This is a genomic window from Streptomyces sp. NPDC057854 (assembly GCF_042797055.1).
GTDB lineage: Bacteria > Actinomycetota > Actinomycetes > Streptomycetales > Streptomycetaceae > Streptomyces.
This window is the reverse complement of record NZ_JBHVMF010000011.1, coordinates 202,341-215,898: the sequence shown is the minus strand read 5'-3', so window position 1 is coordinate 215,898 and position 13,558 is coordinate 202,341. Positions and strand designations below refer to the sequence as shown.

The window sequence follows — 13,558 nt, the reverse complement described above, 5'->3', positions numbered from 1 at the left end:
CGAGCCGTGGCGGGCGACAGTGACACCGGTGACAGCGACCACCAAATTCCTGCCGTACCGTTCGGGGCATGAGTCCTGGTTCCGTCGCCCTCGTCGTGACCGACGACATCGGGTTCCCCTCGTGGGACCTGTACGAGGTGGGCATCGCCTGCACCGTCTTCGGGAAGCCGCAGCCCGACCTGGCCGACCCCTGGTACGACCTGCGGCTGTGCAGCATGGGGGAGGGGGAACAGGGTGGTTCCGCCGCCGGCACGGGGCTGACGCTGCGTACCCGCCACGGCCTCGACGACCTCGTCGGAGCCGACACCGTCATCGTGCCCTCGGTGCCCGACCCCTGCGTCGACGAGGGCAGACCGCTGCCGCCCGCACTGATCGAGGCCCTGCGCCGCGCCGCCGAGGCGGGCGCCCGCATGGTCTCCCTGTGCACCGGCGCCTTCGCGCTCGCCGAGGCGGGACTGCTCGACGGGCGGCGCGCCACCGCCCACTGGATGCACACCGCCCAACTGGCCGAGCGCTACCCGAAGGTGCGGGTCGACGACTCGGTGCTGTACGTGGACGACGGCGACGTGCTCACCAGCGCCGGCCTGACCGCCGGGCTCGACCTCTGCCTCCACCTGGTGCGCCGCGACCTCGGCGCACACGTCGCCAACCAGCTGGCCCGCCGGATGGTGGTGCCCGCGCACCGGACCGGCGGCCAGGCGCAGTTCATCGACCTGTCCGTGCCCACCACCGACGACCGGAGCCTGGCACCCGTGCTGGACTGGGCCCGCGCCCACCTCGACCGCCCGCTGACGGTCGAGGACCTGGCCCGGCGGGCGTCGATGAGCACGCGGACCCTCCACCGCCGCCTCCACGCGGCCACCGGGACGACCCCCCTCCGGTGGCTCCTCAACCAGCGCCTGGCGCGGGCCCAGAGTCTGCTGGAATCCACGGACCTGCCCATCGAGAAGATCGGCGAACTGAGCGGCCTCGGCACGGCGAACAACCTCCGCCACCACTTCCTCCGACAGGTGGGGGTCTCGCCGAGCGACTACCGACGCGCCTTTCCGCGGACGACGCCCTGAGCCCTGTCCCGCACGTGAGCGCAGCGTGCGGACGGGGAAGGAGCCGCTGCGGTCGTCCGGCGGCCGGACCGGAATTCAGGGCCGGGGGGCAGGAGTTCCCGGACCCTCGACATTCGCCAGCATCCTCCGCAGAACCTTGAGCGCCGCCACGTACTCCTCGTCGCTGATTCCTTCGTGCACCACCGCGCGCACTTCGGTCGCCAGCTCACGGATCCGCACCCGGGCGCTCTCCCCGGTGTCCGTGAGGTGGATGTGTCCGGCGTCGTCGCTCCGCAGCCATCCCCGGTGGAGCAACTGGTCGACGGCGCGGGAGATCTCGTGCGGCCCGTCTGCGAGGTGCGACAGCTGTGCGACGACGTCCTCGCGGGTCGGAGCCGCGGGATCGCCGTGGACGCGGTTGAGGACCCAGTACTGCGGCTGGCTGACGTCCTTCGTGGCCATGGCGTCCCGCAGGTGCCGGGTAACGGCCGCGTGGGTCAGGCCGCACCAGTACCCGATGGGCTGGGAGGCCAGCATGTCGTCGGTGGCACGCGGATGCGCGGGAGCCTGATCGGTGGTCGTGGCGTTCGCTGATTCCATGATCACGACACTACGTGGGCTGCCACTCCTGTGCGCCGAGAAGGCGGAAGCGGTCACCGCGCGGTGACCGCCGCCTGCGCGTGCCGCGCCGGCTACGCCTGGCCGGTCTCGAAGCGGCTGATCCGGTCACCGGTGACGGTGAAGGACCAGCGGGTGCGCATCGTGCCCCAGGTGGAGTTGGTGTACGAGGCGGTGAGGACGCGGCCGTCGGGAGAGGCCGACTCGACGTCCATGCGGCCGTCGGAGGAGAAGACCTCCTTCTCCAGCCACGCGTTCAGGTCGCGGTCGGTGCCGTCGTCGGCCATGGTGGCGTCGGGCGTCAGGACGGCATGGAGCGCTTCCCTGTCCCCCGCGTTGAGGGCGTCGACGAACGCGGCCACGGCGGGGTCGTTGAGCTGTACGGACATGACATCTCCTGTGGGTGGGGGAGGAAGGAGGTGGCCGGCGCCGCAACCGGCCGGTGGAGCTTGCCGGTTGCGGTTCCGGTGCCGGCGCGCGGCGGTCAGCGGGTGGTGTAGCCGCCGTTGAGGAAGAGCGTCTGGCCGTTGGCCCACCAGCCGTCGAGGAGCAGATGGCGGACCCACGGGACGATGTCCTCGATCTTCGTCAGGTCGCCGTTCATCGCCGACGACTTGTGGTACGCGACGGAGTCGTCGTCCTCCGCCGGGTAGAAGAACGAGGTGTCCATCGGTCCCGGCGCGATGTTGTTGACCGAGATGTTCCGGCCGAAGAGCTCCTTCGACAGCGCCCGCGTGAAGTGCTCGACCGGCGCCTTGCTGCCGGCGTACGAGGAGTACAGCCCGGTGTACGCGGCCAGCAGCGAGGTCAGGACGGTGATGATCTTCCCGCCGTCCTCGATGCGCCGGGCCGCTTCGCGCATCACGAAGAACGCCGCCTTGGAGTTGACGGCGAACATCTCGTCGTACTCCTCCTCCGTGATCTCGGTGAGCGGCTTCTTGAGCACCATGCCGGCGGTGTTGATGCTGTAGTCCAGCTTGCCGAACCGGCTGACGACCTCGTCGAAGACCCGCTCCACCTCGGCGACCTTCGTGAGGTCCGCCTGGATCGCGAACGCCTCGCCGGGGCCCTGGTTGATCCGCGCGACGACGTCCTCGGCCTGGGCCTTCGAGGAGTCGCTGTTGTAGTGCACCGCGACCCGTGCGCCCTCGGCGCCCAGCGTCGTGCTGATCAGTCCGCCGAGGTTGCGTGACGCGCCTCCGACGAAGGCGACCTTGCCGCTGAGCGTCTTGTCCGGGGTCTTCACCATGACAGCCTCCTTGCATGAACGTGCGGACGAGCGAGCGAGTGAACGAGCGCGAATGCGGCTGCGCCGTCCTCCCGTGCGTGTCCCATCTCACCGGCTGAGCGGCCGACGCTCTTGAACGATCCGACCTTCCGTGGAACGAACCGCTCACCGTCGGGAAGAGGTAGGAGGGGGGAGGGGCGGGGGTCTCAGCCGCTGCCGCGTCCGTGGCCCTCCCCGTTCCCGTTGCGGAGGAGGCCTGGCGTCGTCCCGGTGTGGCGCCGCATCACCCGCGTCAGATGGCTCTGATCGGAGAAGCCGTGTTCCAGCGCGATCTCCGCGATGGGCCGGCGGGTGCGCAGCAGGGCCTCCCGCGCGCGCTCCAGCCGTACCTGGGTGACGTACTGGTGCGGGGACGCGCCCACCGATGCCTTGAACGAGCGGGTGAAGTGCGAGGCGCTGACGCCCGCCACGGCGGCCAGGTCCTCCAGGCCGATCCGGGTGTCGAGGTGCGCGTGGATGAAGTTCACGACCTCGGCCAGCCGTCGTGGCGGCAGACCGCCGCCTTCCCGTACCGCGGGGCGGGTGGCGCCCCCGCACGTGCGCATGACGACGGCGGCCGCCGCCTGGACGAGCGAGTCGGCGTACAGCGCGTCGGGCGCGTCCGGCCGCTCGAACTCCGTCACCAGCCGCTCGACCAGCGTCTTCAGCAGGGGATCGGTGAAGTGGAACCGGGGCTCCAGCTCGAAACGGCCCGCCGCCCCTCCCTCGGCCGCCAGCTTCTCCAGCCAGGCCGGGTCGAACGCGAGCAGCAGCAGCTCCACGTCGTCCTGCCAGCGCGGCCTGGACACCCACCCCGCCGGGTTGACCAGCGCCTCGCCGCTGTGAAACCGCTCCACACGGGCGAATCCGTCGGCTGACCAGCGCAGATTCGCCGAACGACCGGTATGGACCACCAGGACGTGATGGGAGGGCCCGACCGGTGGCGGCGCGCTGTCCGCGACGCCCGCCGCGCGCTCCACGCCGCGCTCGACGACCGCGTGCGCGAGCCGGTCGCGGCTGCCGGACAGACACCGCAGATGAGGCTTGATGGACGAACTGCTCACCCACCCATCCTTGCCCGTCTCCTCCCGTCCCGCCAGCTCCGGGGCGTCCCCGGCCGTCACCCTGAGTGGCCGCCGCTCGCCCGCTGCCGTTCGGACCGCGACGCGCAGTGCACACGTACGCGCACGGTGCAGCAGGGGGCTTGACGGTGATGACGCTACGTCAGATATGAAGGTGCCCCGTCCCTGCCCGCCGCCCTCGCTGGAGGTCCCCATGCGCCGCAACGCCGCCCTGTTCCTCGCCTCCGTGCTCCTCGCCGGTACGGTCGTCGCCGTCCCCGCAGCCCAGGCCGCACCCCGGGACGCGGCGGTGGGCGTGCCGCGGCCGGTCGTGCTCGTGCACGGCCGCAACGCCGGGCCCGGCGTCTGGGGCTCGCTGACGCAGCGGCTCGTCGCCGCCGGGACGCCCGCGGACCGCGTCTTCGCGTGGCGTTACGACTCGACGCAGTCGACCAACGAAGTGCTCGCGGGCCGCCTCGCCGCATACGTCGACGACGTGCTCCGGCGCACGGGCGCCGACCAGGTCGACCTCGTCGCGCACAGCCTCGGTTCCCTGCCGACGCGCTGGTACGTGAAGTACGGAGGAGGGGCCAAGGTCCGGAACTGGGTCTCGCTCGCCGGGCCCAACCACGGGACCGGCCTCGCGTGGGCCTGCGCCTTGTGGGACCAGGGGTGCCGCGACATGACGCCCGGCTCGTACGTCGTGTCCCGCCTCAACGAGGGCGACGAGACGCCCGGCGACGTCCGCTATACGACGTTCTGGTCCGCCGGGGACGGGCAGATCATCCCCACGAGCAGCACCTCCCTGGCCGGGGCGCGCAACGTGAAGGTGGCCGACATGGGCCACAACGACCTGCTCGGCGACCCGAACGTCGCCGAGCAGGTGCTCTCCACCCTCACGGCGCCGTGAGCCGGCCCCCGAGCCCTTCGCCTCAGATGCCGAGCCATTTCTCGCGGGCCCAGTCCCACACCGTCTCCCAGCGGTCCCCCGTGAGGCCGCCCGCCCCGACGCAGGACCAGAAGACGACGGCGTCGTCCGGGCCCACGAGGTGCGACGCCACCTCACCCGGATCTGGGACGGCGCGACGACCGCGCTGCTCGGCAGGATCAACGCCGAGGGATTCCTGGGCTATTGGCCGTCGGTCGCCTCGGGCGAGAACGCCGACCCGCGCGATCGCGGATACGCGAAGTGGCTCGTCGACACGGAGAAGGTGGTGTTCTCGACCACTCTGACCGAGGCCGACGCCTCGTGGGCCCGCACCCGCGTGGTGAACGCTCCCGTCGCGGACGTCGTCACCGAGCTCAAGGCCACGGGTGAGGGCGACATCCTCGCCAACAGCAGCGCCGGCGTCATCAAGGCGCTGCTCGCGGCGGACCTGCTGGACCGCCTGTACCTGATGGTCATTCCCGAGATCGTCGGCGGCGGACAGCGCCTGTTCGACGACGGCCTGCCGGGCTCGCGGTGGAAGCTCACCCACCAGGAGACCGGCGACGCGGGCGAGATGGCTCTGGTCTACGACCGCGTGCGCTGATCAGCGGCCCCGGCCCGCGTGGGCCCCTCCTTGGATGCGACGCGTCCCACCGGGTCGGTCTCGGTCGTCAACGCCTCGCACGCCTTCGGCCACGCCGGGCTGCCGGGGTGGAGCTGAGTACGGAGGTAAGCGGTGGTGAGGCGGGCGAGAGCGGCGACGCGCCCGGGGTTCTCGTCCGTGGTCTCGGCGGCGTCGTACCCGGCGACCCCGCCCAGTCCGCCTCCGCGCCGAACAGGGTGAGCAGGGTCTTGGGGTCAGGGTCGAGGGTGTAGGCGTCGGCATGCCAGTCCGGCCCCCTGTCCGTGAAGTGGCGGGGGTCGTCCTTGTCGCCGCCGACGACCAGCGCGGGCGCGGACATGGTCGAGAAGTCGACGGCCCCGATGATCGGCCACTGTTCCGCCATGGGCCCGTTGAAGGCGTCGCCGCCCCTGCCTGGCGCGGCGAGCAGCACGCTCGACGTGATCCGGGGCTCGACCAGGTGGACCAGGCTGCCGGTGTCGGGGTCGTGGAGTCCGGCGCCGAGCAGGAGGGCGGCGGTGAAGCCGCCCAGCGAGTGCCCGACGACGGCGACCTTGCCGGGGTCGAGCCGCCCGGCGAGCTGCGGCATGGTGCGCTCGATCACGTCGAGCCGGAGACGGTGCTCGCCGGCGCCGAGGTGTTCGTCGCCTCCGGCGTCGACGCGCCGATCCGCCAGATCGCGGCACGGGCGGGCGTCGGCATGGGGACGGTCTACCGCCACTTCCCGACCCGGGCCGATCTGGTCACGGCCGTCTACCAGCACCAGATCGAGGCGTGCGCCGAGGCCGGCCCCCACCTGCCGGCCCGTGCGGAGTCCCCCTTCGACGCCCTGTGCCAGTGGATCGACCTCTTCGTCGACTTCCTGGTCACCAAGCACGGGCTCGCCGACGCCCTGCAGTCCGACAGCGACCGCTTCGCCGCGCTGCACGCCGCCTTCCTCGACCGCCTGCTGCCGGTCTGCGCCCAGCTGCTCGACGCCGCCGCCGAGGCCGGCGACATCAGGCCCGGCACGCGGCCGTACGCGCTCATGCGCGGCGTGGGCAACCTGTGCATCGGGCGCGACGACGACCCTCGCTACGACTTCCGGCGCCTGATCGCCCTCCTCCTCCAAGGCCTCCGACGACCCCACGGGTCCTGAGCGCCGGCCGGTCCGCTGGTGCGGGTATGGGGCGGGGTGTCCGGTTCGGGAGGCCGGGGCGCGGACGGCGGTGGCGTGCGCACCTCAATTTCCGCTCAGATGTGATGACGACCGTTCGGATGCGTCTCTACTGTCCTCTCATTCGAACAGGACGGAGCACGAGGTCGATGAGCGGTGTGGCAGTGTCGGGGGAGCGCGCGGATGTGTCCCGGGGGTCGGCCCCGGGTGATCCGGCCGTCCCGTCCGGAGCGAGGAAGCGTTTCGGCGCACTGCACGGGCCGCGGGTCACCGGCCGGGCGTTCGGCCGCGCCGCGGCCGTCGTCGCCGTCATCGGGCCCCGCCGCACCCGCCCGGCCGGTGTCCTCGCGGGCGCCGTCGTCCTGGCCCTCACCGCCACCGGCTGCGGCCTGGGCGACGAGCTCGGCGGCGGGGGCGAGAAGATCACCATCGGCATCAAGGCCGACCAGCCGGGCCTGGGCCTGAAGGCCCCGGACGGCTCGTACACGGGCTTCGACGTCGACGTCGCCACGTACGTCGCCGAGAAGCTGGGCTACTCCGCGGACGACATCGTCTGGAAGGAGGCCCCCTCGGCGCAGCGCGAGGACCTCATCAAGAACGGCGACGTGAAGTTCGTCGTGGCGACCTACTCGATCAACGAGAAGCGCCTGAAGGAGGTCGACTTCGCCGGTCCGTACTTCCTGACCCACCAGGACCTGCTGGTCCGCGGCGACGAGGTCTCGATCACCAAGGTCGAGGACCTCAACTCCCGCAAGCTCTGCTCGGTCACCGGCTCGACTTCCGCGCAGAACGTCAAGGAGAAACTGGCCCCGAAGGCCGACCTCCAGCAGCTCGGCGGCTACTCGGACTGCCTGAAGGGCCTGGAGGAGAAGAAGGTCGACGCGCTCACCACGGACGCCGCCATCCTGGCCGGGTACGCCTCGCAGCAGCAGCACTGGGGCAAGTTCAAGCTCGTCGGCCTGTCCCTCAGCGACGAGAACTACGGCATCGGCCTCAAGAAGGGCGACACCGCGCTCAAGGAGCAGATCAACAAGGCCCTCGCGCAGATGGTGTCCGACGGCACCTGGCGGAAGCTCGTGAGGAAGCACTTCAGCCTGTCGAACTACACGAGCGAACCCCCGCCGAACATCCAGAACTGACACCGTCCCGGCGGACGGGCCGCGTCGATGCGGCCCGGACGTGCGCCACGACGACTTCTGCGCCGGCCTGCCCGACGTCGGTCGCGAAGCCGCGACCGACGTCCGGCATCGGCGGCAACCCGCTGTGCGGCGCGCGGATTTCCTTGGACGGGCCCCGGAAGGCCGCGTACCGTGGGGCGTCACGCCCTGAGACGAACGGAAGGAGGCGAGTGCCGTGCGGTGCACACCATTCCAGCGCTCCCCCTTCCGCTGGCCCGGCGTGGCACGTCAGTTCTGACCGGGAGCGCGCCAAGCAGCCCGTATCCCGGAGGAATTCATGACCGGTCCGGTCATCCGCGCGCTCTCCGCGAGCGACGCCCCGCTCTTCGACGCACTGCCCGACCCTCTCGGCGCCCGTGAAGGTCACCGGCGCACCCGGTTCCGCCCCGACTGGATGCGCGTCGCGCTGCGCGGCGGCGAAGTCGTCGCACGCGGCGCCTGGTGGGGCGGCCCCGAGGACGAGGAGCCCGTCAACATCAACTGGTTCGACGTGGCCGAGGGCGAGGAAGAGGCCGGGGCGGAACTCCTGCGCTCCGCTCCCTGGCAGGTCGAGCTGGAGATCAACCTGCCCGGCGGCTGGCGGGACGAGCCCGGCCTGCGCGCGGCGGCCGAGGCGCGCTTCGCCGCCGCACGAGCCGCAGACTACGAACTCCTCGTGGAACGCTTCCTGTACCGCTGGACCCCCGAGCGAGGCCTGCCGAAGCGGCCCGGACGGCTCCGCTTCCGCGCCGAACCCGACGACTCCGTGTTCTTCGACGCGTTGCGCCGCATCCACTCCGTCACCCTGGACGCGCACGCGCTCAGGGCCGTCCAGGAGGGCGGCCTCGACCAGGCCGCCCAGGAGGAACTCGACTTCTTCCACTGGTGCCCCTCCCCGCGGGAGTGGTGGCAGACCGCGCACACACCGGACGGCGACCTGGCCGGCATCCACATCCCGGCCCACAACCCCTCCGGACCGACCATCGGCTTCATCGGAGTCGTCCCGGAACAACGCGGCCACGGCTACGCCTACGACCTCCTCGCCGAGTGCACCCACCTTCTCGCCGAGCAGGGCGCGGAGTTCATCACCGGAGCGACGGACCGGGCCAACGTCCCCATGGCGGCGAACTTCGCCAAGGCCGGCTTCCCCGTCGTCCGTGAACGCGTCAACTTCCACCCGGCGGGCCCCGCCGCCTAGCGGGCCCCGGGGAGCGGTCCTCCGGAGGCCGTCACCCGCCCGCCTCGAAGCACGCGATCTCCGTCGTGTCGGCCACCCACAGCCGGTTCCCGGAGGTCACTGCGGACCACGGCTGCGCCGACAGCAGCACGTTGCCCGGCTTGACGTCGCGGTGCACCACCCAGGCCGCGTGGATGACCTGCAGCGCCTCCGCGAGGGCGGTGCCCAGCGCCCGCAGCGCCGGCTCCTGGAAGCTGCCGCAGAGCCGCACGGCCTCGTCGAGCGAGGGCGCCGGCACGTACGAGGTGGCGACCCGGGGGCGAGGGCCTTCGGTGTCGGCGTCCACGACCGGAACCGTGTAGACGCCGCTGCCCCGGCGGACCGCGGCCACCTCGCGCCGGAAGCGGCTGCGGAAGGCGGGGTCGTCCGCTTACTCCTCGCGTACCTGCTTGACCGCGACCGCCCCGACGCCATCCGTCCCAGCACCGCTGCGGCAGACGTCACCGACGCGGCCTACAGTTCCGCCGAGCTGACTGCCCGTCAATTCGGCTTCCCGGGCCGACTGCTCCCTGCGTGCGGAAGGAGCGAGAACGAGTCAAACATTGACCGCATCCCGCCATGCACGAGGTCGACGGGGCCGCCTGACCCCGCGCTCAGCCATCGGGCGCGCGCCGCTGGCGGTGGAGGGCCGTGTGAGGGAGGATGATCCGCCGCGTACCGCTGGTGGTGGCCCCGCCGTTCCCGCGGCGGGGTCCCCCCGCGGATTCCGACAGGGGGGAGTCAGCAGGTGACCGGATCGCCGTTAGGGCCGGAGGACCCGGAGCGCGTCGGAGGGTACTGGCTCGCCGCCAGGCTGGGCGCCGGAGCGCAGGGCGTGGTCTACGAGGCGTACGACGCGGCGGGCGCACGCCTCGCGCTGAAGCTGCTGCGCCGGGACGCCGGGCCGTTCGTCCGCGACCGGTTCGCCAAGGAGGCGGAGGCGGCCCGCCGCGTCGCACCCTTCTGCACCGCCCGCGTGCTCGACGCCTCCGTGCAGGGGGACGTCCCCTACCTGGTCAGCGAGTACGTTCCCGGGCCGACGCTCGCGGAGGCCGTGCGTACCGGCGGGCCGCTCGACCCGGACGCGACGTGGCGGCTCGCGACGGGCGCGGCGACCGCCCTGTCCGCCATCCACGCCGCGGGCGTCGTCCACCGCGACCTGAAGCCGGGCAACGTGCTGCTCGGACCGGACGGGCCGCGCATCATCGACTTCGGCATCGCCCGCACCCCCGACATGTCCCTCACCGCCACCGGCGCCCTCATGGGGACCTTCGGCTACATGGCCCCCGAAGTGCTCGGCGGCCGGCGCGCCACCCCCGCCTCCGACGTCTTCGCCTGGGGTGCCGTCGTCCTGTACGCCGCGACCGGCACCGAGCCGTTCCGGGGCGCCAACGTCGCGGAAGCCACGTACCGCACCGCCGCCGTCGACCCCGACCTGTCCCCCGTCGACGCCCGCCTGCGTCCCCTGGTGGCCGCGGCCCTGGCGAAGGACCCGGCCCGGCGCCCCCACAGCCAGGACCTGCTGCTCCGCCTCGTCCGGGCCGCCGCGCCCGGAACCCGCGGCGGAAGCGCCCTCGACGACGAAGCCGCGGCGGGAACGGATCTGCTGCGGGCCGGCGCCCGGCAGGCCGACCACTCCCTCCTCCCCGCCTCCACCTTCACCGTCGCGCCCCTCGGCGAGCGCGCCGAGGACGCCTACGCCGCGCTGCCGCCACCGGCCCGGGAAGCGGCGTTCGAGCTGCTGCTGCGGACGGTCGTCCCGGGCGACGCCGGCGACGGCTCCCAGGACGGCGTGCGCACCGCGTCCCGCGCCGAGCTCTTCGACGGCCGCCCGGCCGCCGAGCGGAGCGCCATGACCACCGCCGTCGACGACCTCGCCGCCGCCGGCATCCTCGTCGTCGACGCCGACGGCGGGGTGCGCCCCGTCAGCGCCGCCCTCGTCCCCGCCTGGTCCCGGCTGCGGGGGTGGGCCGACGGCCACCGCGCCTCCCGCGTCCACCTCCAGCACCTCGCCCGCGCCACCGGCCGCTGGCTCGCGCACGGCGGACGGGACGAGGACCTGCTCGCCGGGTCCGACCTGCGTACGCTGCTCGACTGGCTCGCCACCGCTCCCGACGGCCTGCGCCCCAACCCCGCCGAACTCCGCCACCTCACCCGGGCCCGCACGGTCGCGGCCCGCGCCGTCCGTCGCCGGCGCCAGCTCCTGGCCGGGCTCGCCGTCGTCACCGTCCTCGCCCTGCTCGGGGGCGCCGTGGCGTACCTGCAGAACCGCGAGGCCGACGCCCGGCAGGCCGAGGCGGACCGCCGCCGGGCCGAAGCCCAGGCCCGTACGGTCGCGCAGACCGCCCAGAGCCTGCGCGAGACCGAACCCGGCACCGCGATGCTCCTCGGCCTCGCCGCCTACCGGATCGCCCCCGTCCCCGAAGCCCTCGGCGCGCTGTACGGCTCCCTCACCCAGCGCACCGTCGAGACCGTCACGCTGCCCCGCGGCAACGGCGGCATGCTGTCCGGCAGGACCCTCACCCCGTCCGGCACCGGTCTCGTGGTGTACGGACCGGACCGCACGACCCTCACCGACCTCGCCGGGCCCCGTCCCGCGGCACCGACGGCCCGGCGCGCCGCCCGCGTCCTGCCCGGGACGTACAGCTGGACCGAGGGCGCCCCGCCGGCCGTCAGCCCGGACGGGCGGCTGTTCCTCCGGCGGACCGACGCCCGGCGCGTCCAGGTGGTCGACGGCGCGACCGGACGGCACCGGGGGGCGCCGTTCGCCGTGACGACGGACGAGGCCGCGGGAGCGGTGCTGTCCCTGACCAATCGCGGCCAGGTGGTCGAGCGGCGCACGGACGACACGACGGTGCTGTGGGACGCCGGGGGACGGATCGTCGCACCCGTACGGGGCACGGTGTCGCCCACCGGCCGGGTGCTCGCGTGCGACGCCCGAGGCACCGACGTCCTGCGCACGCCCGGAACGACCGCGACGACCCGGCTCGACGGCTTCGAGCGGGGACGCTGCCGCGGCGACACCGTCTTCAGCCCGGACGGCTCCAGGGTTGCCCGCCTGCACCGGGGCCCCGGCGGGACGGGACCGGGAGGGCAGAGCCAGGGGAACCTGTACACCACGGTCGCCCTGTGGAACACCGCGACCGGAGGCGCCGCCGCCTTCGTGCGGCTGAGCGACGTCCAGGACGGCATCCAGGCAGGACGGTTCAGCTCGCACGGCCGCTACTTCCTGGGGGTCACCACGAGCGGCGACATCGGGATCTGGGACAGCGGGACGGGCACGCACCTCACCACCGTCACCGCCCTCACGAAGGAGGGCGACGACACCTCCCAGGTCGAATTCGCCCTGCACGAACCGACGAAGAGCCTGCTCGTGATGACCCCGGCGGACGACCAGCTGCGCCGCGTCGACGTCTCCCTCCTCACCTCCGCCGCCGCCGTGCCCGCCGCCCCGGACGGCACCGACGACGACCCCACCCGCGCCCACACCGTCACGGCCGCCGCGTCCGCGGACGGCGGCACCGCCGTCGTCCGCGAGGGCTACACGCGGATGCGGCAGCGGATCGTCGACCTGCGGACCGGACGCACCGTGCGGACCGTCCCGCAGCGCTGGCGGGACCTGCCCACCCGTCACGTCGCCAACGCGCTCGACCACGACGGCGACGTGCTCGCCTTCACCGACTTCGACGACCGGGAACGCCAGTTCGTCGTCGTGTGGGACACCCGCAGGAACGCGGAGATCCACCGCTTCGAGCCCGCCGACGACACCGTACGCCGCCTCACCCTCTCACCCGACGGCCGCCACCTCTCCGCCTACGTCGTGCACGGCGGGCTGGCCGACGGGGACGACGGCCTGGTGCAGGTGTGGGACGTGCGGGCACGCAAGGAGCTCCGCCGCTTCGCCGACGTCACGGCGTACGGCCGGTTCAGCCCCGACAACCGCACCTTCGCCCTGACCTCCGGCCAGATCCTCGACCTGGCCACCGGCCGCGTCCGCACCGCCGGCTGGGGCGGCAGCGTGCGCGCCCTCGCCTTCTCGCCGGACGGCCGCCACCTCGCCCTGACCCGCGCCACCGGAACCGTCGAACTGTGGGACGGCGCGGCCCGGCAGCGCGTCGCCCAGCTGCCGGGCGGCCGTCCCCGCCCCTTCACCGGAACCGTCGACTCCGCCGACGAGCCGGTCTTCTCCCACGACGGCACGCTCCTGGCCTCCGTGACGGACGGGAACCGCGTGCAACTGTGGGACGTCGGGGCCCGCACCGCCCTGGGGCAGCCGCTGGAGACCGGCGGCCGGCCCGTCGACGTCCTCGCCTTCGGCCAGGACCGCACCCTCCGCGTCCTGGCCGGCGCCCACGCGCTGCCCCTCCGGCTCGGCGCCGAGCCGGCGGCGGCAGCGGTGTGCGCCCGCGCGGGCCGGGACATCACCCCGGAGGAATGGCGGACGTACGTCCTCGGCACGCCCTACCGGACGCTGTGCTGAGGGATTTTGG

The 13,558-nt window shown here is 73.1% G+C and carries 11 protein-coding genes and 2 pseudogenes; 7 read left to right on the top strand and 6 right to left on the bottom strand.

The features are described 5' to 3' along the window. Positions 1-68: 68 nt before the first annotated feature. Complete coding sequence (locus ACFVQZ_RS18370; RefSeq protein WP_383623812.1) at positions 69-1,064, top strand: GlxA family transcriptional regulator; 996 nt, start codon at positions 69-71, stop codon at positions 1,062-1,064. 75 nt (positions 1,065-1,139) lie between these two features. Here ACFVQZ_RS18370 and ACFVQZ_RS18365 read toward each other — a convergent pair whose 3' ends face one another. The 4 genes from ACFVQZ_RS18365 to ACFVQZ_RS18350 all read right to left on the bottom strand — a co-directional run bounded on the left by ACFVQZ_RS18365 (position 1,140) and on the right by ACFVQZ_RS18350 (position 3,992). Further along, entirely contained in the window at positions 1,140-1,643 is a 504-nt protein-coding gene (locus ACFVQZ_RS18365) for a MarR family winged helix-turn-helix transcriptional regulator (protein WP_030496387.1), read from the bottom strand. A gap of 92 nt (positions 1,644-1,735) precedes the next feature. Continuing rightward, positions 1,736-2,050 (bottom strand): DUF4440 domain-containing protein, encoded by a 315-nt coding sequence (locus ACFVQZ_RS18360; protein WP_030496386.1) that lies wholly within the window; start codon positions 2,048-2,050, stop codon positions 1,736-1,738. 95 nt (positions 2,051-2,145) lie between these two features. Next, the gene (locus tag ACFVQZ_RS18355; protein WP_383623807.1) at positions 2,146-2,910 is read right to left on the bottom strand and encodes an SDR family oxidoreductase; all 765 of its coding nucleotides are present in this window, start codon (positions 2,908-2,910) and stop codon (positions 2,146-2,148) included. Positions 2,911-3,095: 185 nt separating this feature from the next. After that, positions 3,096-3,992, bottom strand: coding sequence for a helix-turn-helix domain-containing protein (locus tag ACFVQZ_RS18350; protein ID WP_383623804.1), 897 nt, complete (start codon positions 3,990-3,992; stop codon positions 3,096-3,098). Positions 3,993-4,203: 211 nt separating this feature from the next. On the opposite strand from ACFVQZ_RS18350, the gene ACFVQZ_RS18345 reads away from it, so the two are divergent. Together ACFVQZ_RS18345 and ACFVQZ_RS18340 are read left to right on the top strand one after the other, a co-directional pair. After that, the gene (locus tag ACFVQZ_RS18345) at positions 4,204-4,899 is read left to right on the top strand and encodes a lipase (protein WP_030496383.1); all 696 of its coding nucleotides are present in this window, start codon (positions 4,204-4,206) and stop codon (positions 4,897-4,899) included. A 139-nt stretch (positions 4,900-5,038) separates the two neighbouring features. Beyond that, positions 5,039-5,521: a dihydrofolate reductase family protein gene (locus ACFVQZ_RS18340; RefSeq protein WP_383623801.1), complete on the top strand. Its 483-nt coding sequence runs from the start codon at positions 5,039-5,041 to the stop codon at positions 5,519-5,521. On the opposite strand, the pseudogene ACFVQZ_RS18335 reads toward ACFVQZ_RS18340, so the two are convergent. Beyond that, positions 5,503-6,152: pseudogene (locus ACFVQZ_RS18335) on the bottom strand (alpha/beta hydrolase family protein); the annotation flags it as partial. The gene ACFVQZ_RS18340 and the pseudogene ACFVQZ_RS18335 overlap by 19 nt on opposite strands. Between ACFVQZ_RS18335 and ACFVQZ_RS18330 the strand changes: the two are divergent. The 3 genes from ACFVQZ_RS18330 (at position 6,120) to ACFVQZ_RS18320 (ending at position 9,050) form a co-directional block, all read left to right on the top strand. Beyond that, positions 6,120-6,677, top strand: a complete 558-nt coding sequence (locus tag ACFVQZ_RS18330; RefSeq protein WP_383623890.1) for a TetR/AcrR family transcriptional regulator — start codon at positions 6,120-6,122, stop codon at positions 6,675-6,677. The pseudogene ACFVQZ_RS18335 and the gene ACFVQZ_RS18330 overlap by 33 nt on opposite strands. Positions 6,678-6,844: 167 nt before the next feature. Next, positions 6,845-7,834, top strand: coding sequence for a glutamate ABC transporter substrate-binding protein (locus ACFVQZ_RS18325; protein WP_383623798.1), 990 nt, complete (start codon positions 6,845-6,847; stop codon positions 7,832-7,834). A gap of 316 nt (positions 7,835-8,150) precedes the next feature. Then, positions 8,151-9,050, top strand: coding sequence for a GNAT family N-acetyltransferase (locus tag ACFVQZ_RS18320; RefSeq protein WP_383623796.1), 900 nt, complete (start codon positions 8,151-8,153; stop codon positions 9,048-9,050). A 31-nt stretch (positions 9,051-9,081) separates the two neighbouring features. Here the strand turns inward: ACFVQZ_RS18320 and ACFVQZ_RS18315 are convergent. Beyond that, positions 9,082-9,426: pseudogene (locus ACFVQZ_RS18315) on the bottom strand (serine/threonine protein kinase); the annotation flags it as partial. Between the two features lie 390 nt (positions 9,427-9,816). On the opposite strand from ACFVQZ_RS18315, the gene ACFVQZ_RS18310 reads away from it, so the two are divergent. Further along, on the top strand, positions 9,817-13,548 hold the full coding sequence (locus ACFVQZ_RS18310; protein ID WP_383623793.1) for a protein kinase: 3,732 nt from the start codon (positions 9,817-9,819) through the stop codon (positions 13,546-13,548). The last annotated feature ends 10 nt before the right edge of the window (positions 13,549-13,558 follow it).